This window comes from Streptomyces sp. NPDC054840 (assembly GCF_053611065.1).
The window spans coordinates 995-6,834 of the sequence record NZ_JBSGZP010000401.1; the positions used below are offsets into that span (position 1 = coordinate 995).

The following is a 5,840-nucleotide window of genomic DNA, read 5'->3' on the forward strand; positions in this document are numbered from 1 at the left end:
GCTTCTTCCCTATCGCGGCCGTTCGGGGCGCCAGCGCCCCGAACCGGTCAAGGGCGGATGCATGCCCACACCGCGCCTCCGGGGCATGCGGTGAGCTGATCCACGAGCCGCCCGCACGCACGGCCGAGCCCAGTAAGCGGGCCCAGGGGCAGAGCGACTGAAGACCCCGAGTCTTTTCGTCCAAGTGACGGGAAGACCCGGGGTCTTCCTGCAAGGACCCCGCCATCGTGTAGGACATGCGGGCCGGATACAGCGCGGCCCCGGTACTCCGTGAAGTACCGGGGCCGAAGAGCGGACCGGTCGTACTGCCCCAGAGCACGCTGGGCACCGGGCCTGTTCCGCACACCCATGTCGGCGCGGATTGATCATGACCGTAACGGAACCGGGGCGGCGGCGCACCCGATCGGTATGCGTGCAGCAGGCGCGCAGGGGCGGATTCTTTCCTGAGAGCTGGCTCGCAGCCTCTCAGCCGCGCACCCACTCCGCCTTGTCCGGATGCCAGGTCCCGGAGAAGACGTCGCCCAGGAGCGGAGTAACGAAGGTGTGGGCGGCGGCGGCCGCCTCGTCCCAGGTCGTGCACGCGATCAGGCCGGCCACGTCCCTGGCCGCCTTGGCATAGCCGGCGCGCCATGTCTGGGCGGGCATCTGGAACTCGGGCGGCAGGCGCAGCTCGGCGGTGGTGGCGTGGGCGATGCGGTGGGCGGCCTCGGTGTGCAGGGCGTGGTGGGCGTCTGCCGCGGCGATGGTCTCGTTCTGGCTGATGAGGAGGATGTCGGCGAGATCTCGGTACCGGCTGGAGGGGGCCGTGCCGCGCCACTCGTACATCGCGCAGACCTTGTCCGCGAGATGGTCGACCACCGGGTAGAGGCGGACCTGGGGCCAGTCGGTCGGCCAGGGAAGGTCGGGGCGGGGCATGAGCTGGAAGTCCGCGGGGTGGGCGGTGACGTTCTTGCCGGTCACCAGGTCCACGTGGATGGTGTCCACCTTGCGGGATCCGATGTAGACGTCGAAAGCCTGGTTGATGCCGTCGCCGTCGGTGCCCTGGAGTTTCATGCGCTGGGGTACGAACCGCAGGTGATCTCCGAGTTCGACAGCTGCACCGGTCAGGAGGGCGTCCAGGGCTTCCTCGGTCGTTCCGTGAAGGCGCTGGAGGTCGATGTCCTTGCTGAGTCGGGCGAAGGACGGGTAGCGGACAAGGAGGGCCTGACCGCCTTTCAGGAGCCAACCAACAGGGTCAGCGGTGAAGACGCGGGCGGTCAGACGCTGGAAGAAGAAGCCGCGCATCACCCCTGCAACGGTTCCGCCATCCTGCTTCACGACCTGTTTCGCGTGGTCCTTCAGAGCTTTCTCGAAGCTGGCAGGCGTGGCGTAGGTCTTGCCGCTGGTGCTGATCTCGACTCCCCCGGGTTCTGGCTTCAGGCATCCCAGGGTATCGGCGGGTCTACAGCTCAGTCGGGCCCGTCGGGCGGCGTGGATTCCTGGGCGTCCGCGCCACCCGGTTCGAGGCCGGGGAGGTCGATGTCAGGCAGGGGGAGGGCCAGTTCCGCTAGTCGTTCCGCTAGGGCGTTGCTGTTCATTAGTTCCGCGACCCTGCCGACAGCGAGCTGCGCGGGACTGTCGGAGACCGCTTGCGCAAGTCGCTGGGCAAGCGCCGTGGTCTCCGACAGGGCTGCGATGTGGGCAGCGGGGGCGATGTTGTTCATCAGTTCCGCGACCCTGCCGACAGCGAGCTGCGCGGGAGTGTCGGCCATCCACTGGGCCAGCACGGTGTTTTCCAGGGCCGAAAGTGACCCAACCGACCTCATTGCTTCCAGGTATGCCTTTCCAGGACTCTGGCGGGCAATGTTTTCCAGCGCCCTTCGCAGTCCTTCGCCCGGGGCATGGGCCAGGGCATGAGCTGCTGACTGATCGCCGATCGCGTAGTGGCGGCTCCCGGCTGCACGCGCGGCTTCGTACACGGCCGCCCTGCCCGGGGAGGCCGTCCCATGGGCGACCACCGCTTCCTGGATCGCGGAATTGATGGCGGCGCGCGCTCCCGCGGTGGTGAGCTGCTCGTCTCTCAGCGTGAAGCCGGCCTGCTCAGCGAGGAAGTTGAGCAGGTCGGATCCCGACGCGTTCTTGGGGAGACCGTAGGCGCGCCTGTAGGGCTGCACTCGTTCCGCCAGGACGCGGGTATCGGTGAGACCCCGCTGGTCGGCGTCGGCCAGGACCCGGCCGATGTGGCCGCCGTCGGCGCGGCTGAGCAGGAGGTCGCAGATGGTGCGATCCACGGTGGTCACCGGTAGGCCGTCGACGAGGGTGATGTCGTCGACGTCGATCGCGGCTTTGCGGAGGATGACGCCGGGCTCGCGTGTGGTCCTCCGCCGGGGGACGGAAATCTCCACGTGGTCGGCGGGGATGTCGCCGATGTCGTAGAGCTGGCAGGCGGACGCGTGGGAGACGACAGCCGCGCGGTCTCCGGTGAGCGGGCGCTCCCAGGCCGGGGCGCCCGGGTCCAGGCGGAGCCAGGCTGCCTTGATGTCGAGGTGGGGGGTCGGTGTCCCGCCGGGCAGCTGATAGACGCCGTGCACGGCGCGCTGGAGGAGGTCGGCGTCGATCAGGCGGGTGAGGTCGACGCGGGAGAGCCCCGCCGCCTGGGCCTGCCGGGCGGTGACCAGCCCCCATTGGTCTGCGGCGATTACGCTGAGCCGCCTGATCGCCTCGCTCCTGTCCATACAGCAATAGTAACGGTGCGCCACCCTCTGATCCACTGATACTTTCGCTGGTGCTCGTGCCGCTCAACCTTGTTAGGTCGACCGTCATCGGCCTCTCCTCTACCGGTCTCCAAGGTGTCGGGGAGACCGGAGCCGCTACCGGCCACCAGCGGCGTCCCAGGGCCACCGCGAGGACGGGCACGGCCAGCCAGCACCCCGGTATGGGCACCGCCCGGCCAGCAGGACCACTGCCCCGCAGCAGCAGCAGCAGTGCGCGCAGCGTCCCCCTCGGCCGGCTTGTCGAAATTCCCCGGGTCAGCGGCGAGGGCGGCGGCAATCCGCTCCCCTTCCACCTCCACCCCCGCGCGCCACCAGCTGGCCGACGACGACGGGCCACACGAAGCGCGCCAGCAGCCCGCCGCCGGGCCGGCCGGCCCGCTTCGCTGCCCCCTCCCTCTGGCCCTGCTGTGCCAGCGCCCCGGCCGTCAGGGCACCGAACATCAGGGCCGCAAGCGCGGCTTTTCCGGACCCGCCACTACCCACGCGTACCCGTCAGCCGTACGGGTAGAACGAGATACAAGGGCATGAGAAACCCCCGTACGCCACGGCGTACGGGGTTCTGAGGATGCAGGTCAGACGGCCCTCCGGCCCAACAACCGCTTCAGGTGCAGCACGAACGCCGCCATAGGTGCGGACCTCAAGACGTTGATGCTGAACTCCAGCGCTTGCTTCGGGTCCATGCCGTACAGCTCCCCCGCCCATTCCTCCGCGTAGCGGGCACGCTGGGACGGCGGCAGGAGGCGTAGTGCGAGCGCCAGACGCCTCGACACCCCGGGCGGCTGCTCCTGTAAACCGTCACATCCCTTGGGGACGAACACCAAGAAGAACTTGTACCGATCGTCCGTGCTCAGGACCTCGACGCGGTGCTCTGGGGCCTGGGGCTCTCCCAGGAACATGCCTCCCCCCTTGCCCATGCGCTTCTTGATGCGCTCGAAGACCAAGCGCGCCAGGAGGGTTACAACCGATGTGGCCAAAAGCATCTCGACAGTTGCCAGGAGCAGCGTGTCGCTCATCCCGTCCCGCCCGCATGGTGCGGCGCGACAGCTCCCCGGCGCTTGCGCCCCTTGGGTTTGGCCAGGGCAGTGGATGCCGACTGCGCGCCGCGCTCGCTGAGGCGGTAGAAGCGCCGCCGGGGCCGGCCCTCTTCCTGGGGGTCGATGTCCTCCCAGCGGCTTACCAGCCACCCGCACTGTTCCAGCCGGATAAGGATCGGGTAGATCGTGCCGCCGGGAAGGTCCGCGGCTTCGGCGATCTGAAGTCCGTAATGCTCGTCGGCGGGGCCGGCCAAGAACGCGGAAAGCACGGCCCGCGTGGCCAGCGTCATTCGAGGTTCGCCCATGCCCATACCTTACTACTATCTAGCTAGGTAGAGATAGACGTAGGTCCCTAGGTAGAGTAAGACTATGCCCGTCACGTTGGACGGCCGGCCTCCGCCGAGAGGCCGACCCGCGAGAACGGCATGTCATGACCACCTGGGCACTCATAGCCCTGCTCTGCGGCATCGGACTTCTCCTGGCGCTCATGGCCGGAGTCATCGCCGCTGCGCTGCCTCACACGACCGCTCCCCACTGGACCGACCGGCTGCGCCGCGGCGCCACCTGCGCCGGCATCGTCCTGACCCTCTACATCGCCCTCGTCGGCATGGTCGTGGGACTGGTCGCCCTTCTCACCATGCGTAGCGCCTGACCGCCTCGCGTACCCGACAGGAAAGTCCCCGTACGCCGTGGCGTACGGGGCCTCGGGGCGACGCTTCGGCCTACTAAGCCTGAGAGGGGACCTCCTGACGGCTGGGACGGAGGGTGTCCAGGACGGCCACACCCGATTTGGGAGTAGCGCCCGTCGCGGCGGCCTCCGCTGCGAACACCGCGGAGAACTCGGCGACCATTCCAGGCGGCATGGTCCAGGTCAGCGCAGCCGGTTCGAGGCGCTGTTCCGGTACGGGCGCCCGAGTTTTCCGCGGAAAATTCTCCGCCCTTCGGCGGCTTAAGGCAGCGCTGCCCTTCGCGCTGCGGCCTTGCTCTCTTCGGCGCGGAGCAGTCCGGCGAGAGCCTCACGCTGTTCGGCGAGGGGCGGTCGCGGTGGCGATAGATCACACCTTGTGCTTCCTGCGGCACGAGAAGTGCTCGGGCAGCCCTTCGGGTCCTGGAAGGCTTGCCGGCTGACCGCAGCCGAAGCGGCAGAGCGGGATGGCTTGGCCCGACGCGTCGACCGGAACCCTGGCGGCCTCGGTTTCCTGGGGGCGGGACTCAAGGACGATCGCGCGGCTGCCACGTCTCTGCTTCGGTTCCGCCCGCATCTCGGAGGCCGGACGGTCCTCGGTGCACCTGTCGTGCCGGTCCCCCTGTCGTACGGATGGCTGGCGCTCCTTGTCGTCCGGGGCGGGCCCGTTCACCTCGAGGTACTTCTGCCACTGCTGTGCGGGGAGCCAACCGTGGTGGCCGCCCCGCTGGAACGGGATCCGCTCACCGGCCGCAGCTTCCACGATGAACCTGGTGAGGGTCAGGCCACCTTCCCCTGTCTGGGTGCTCGACTGATGGGCAGGCACGAGGACGCGGTGCCAGCCCCCGCAGTACCCGGCGTCGGTGGGGTTCTCCGGGTCGTAGGGCTTCTCCGGCACCGGGTGAGCGCGCCGTTTGGGCTGCACTGGCCCTCCTCCAGGACGAAGTTGCCGTCCTGGGCCGCGATGGGGTTCTTCTGCACGCGGATGACGGAGGCCGGCAGGTTGGGCGTGCGGACGTAAGGGACAGTGCCGATGCCCGCGTGGTCGGGGTCGGCGAAGTCCCAGACCGACTGAACACCGCCGCGGCGCCGGAACCCCTCCCGCGCACGCATTCCGCGGGCTGTCTGGGCGCTCAGCTGAGGCTCGTAACCAATGACGATGCCGTTGGCACCGTTGATGCGCACATCGAGGCGCGCATGCCCGTCGGCGGTCTGCGACTCAATGTCAGGCCGGGTGGCTCTACCGTGCGGATAGAGGTCACACCACGGAGCCCCGCATCCTGCGCACCGCGCAACCACCTCCCCCCGACCTCGAAGAAGCCGCCCCGAGCGTCTCCGCAGACGCCGTCACCCACTCACCCGCGCACC

General features: G+C 68.8%; 6 protein-coding genes. 1 reads left to right on the forward strand and 5 read right to left on the reverse strand.

Features of this window, described 5'->3' with window-relative positions; translation table 11 throughout:
- Positions 1–465 precede the first annotated feature (465 nt).
- The 4 genes from ACWGIU_RS25010 to ACWGIU_RS25025 form a co-directional block, all read right to left on the reverse strand.
- Positions 466–1,317, reverse strand: a complete 852-nt coding sequence (locus tag ACWGIU_RS25010) for a nucleotidyl transferase AbiEii/AbiGii toxin family protein (RefSeq protein WP_453709278.1) — start codon at positions 1,315–1,317, stop codon at positions 466–468.
- Positions 1,318–1,448: 131 nt separating this feature from the next.
- Entirely contained in the window at positions 1,449–2,714 is a 1,266-nt protein-coding gene (locus ACWGIU_RS25015; RefSeq protein WP_453709280.1) for a type IV toxin-antitoxin system AbiEi family antitoxin domain-containing protein, read from the reverse strand.
- Between the two features lie 611 nt (positions 2,715–3,325).
- Entirely contained in the window at positions 3,326–3,766 is a 441-nt protein-coding gene (locus ACWGIU_RS25020) for a hypothetical protein (protein ID WP_453709282.1), read from the reverse strand.
- Positions 3,763–4,092: a PadR family transcriptional regulator gene (locus ACWGIU_RS25025; protein ID WP_453709284.1), complete on the reverse strand. Its 330-nt coding sequence runs from the start codon at positions 4,090–4,092 to the stop codon at positions 3,763–3,765. Before ACWGIU_RS25025 ends, ACWGIU_RS25020 begins: the two co-directional genes overlap by 4 nt.
- A 125-nt stretch (positions 4,093–4,217) precedes the next feature.
- Here ACWGIU_RS25025 and ACWGIU_RS25030 point away from each other — a divergent pair, with 125 nt between their 5' ends.
- Positions 4,218–4,439 (forward strand): hypothetical protein, encoded by a 222-nt coding sequence (locus tag ACWGIU_RS25030; protein ID WP_328966197.1) that lies wholly within the window; start codon positions 4,218–4,220, stop codon positions 4,437–4,439.
- A gap of 403 nt (positions 4,440–4,842) precedes the next feature.
- Here ACWGIU_RS25030 and ACWGIU_RS25035 read toward each other — a convergent pair whose 3' ends face one another.
- Positions 4,843–5,397 (reverse strand): hypothetical protein, encoded by a 555-nt coding sequence (locus ACWGIU_RS25035; protein ID WP_453709286.1) that lies wholly within the window; start codon positions 5,395–5,397, stop codon positions 4,843–4,845.
- Between the last annotated feature and the right edge of the window lie 443 nt (positions 5,398–5,840).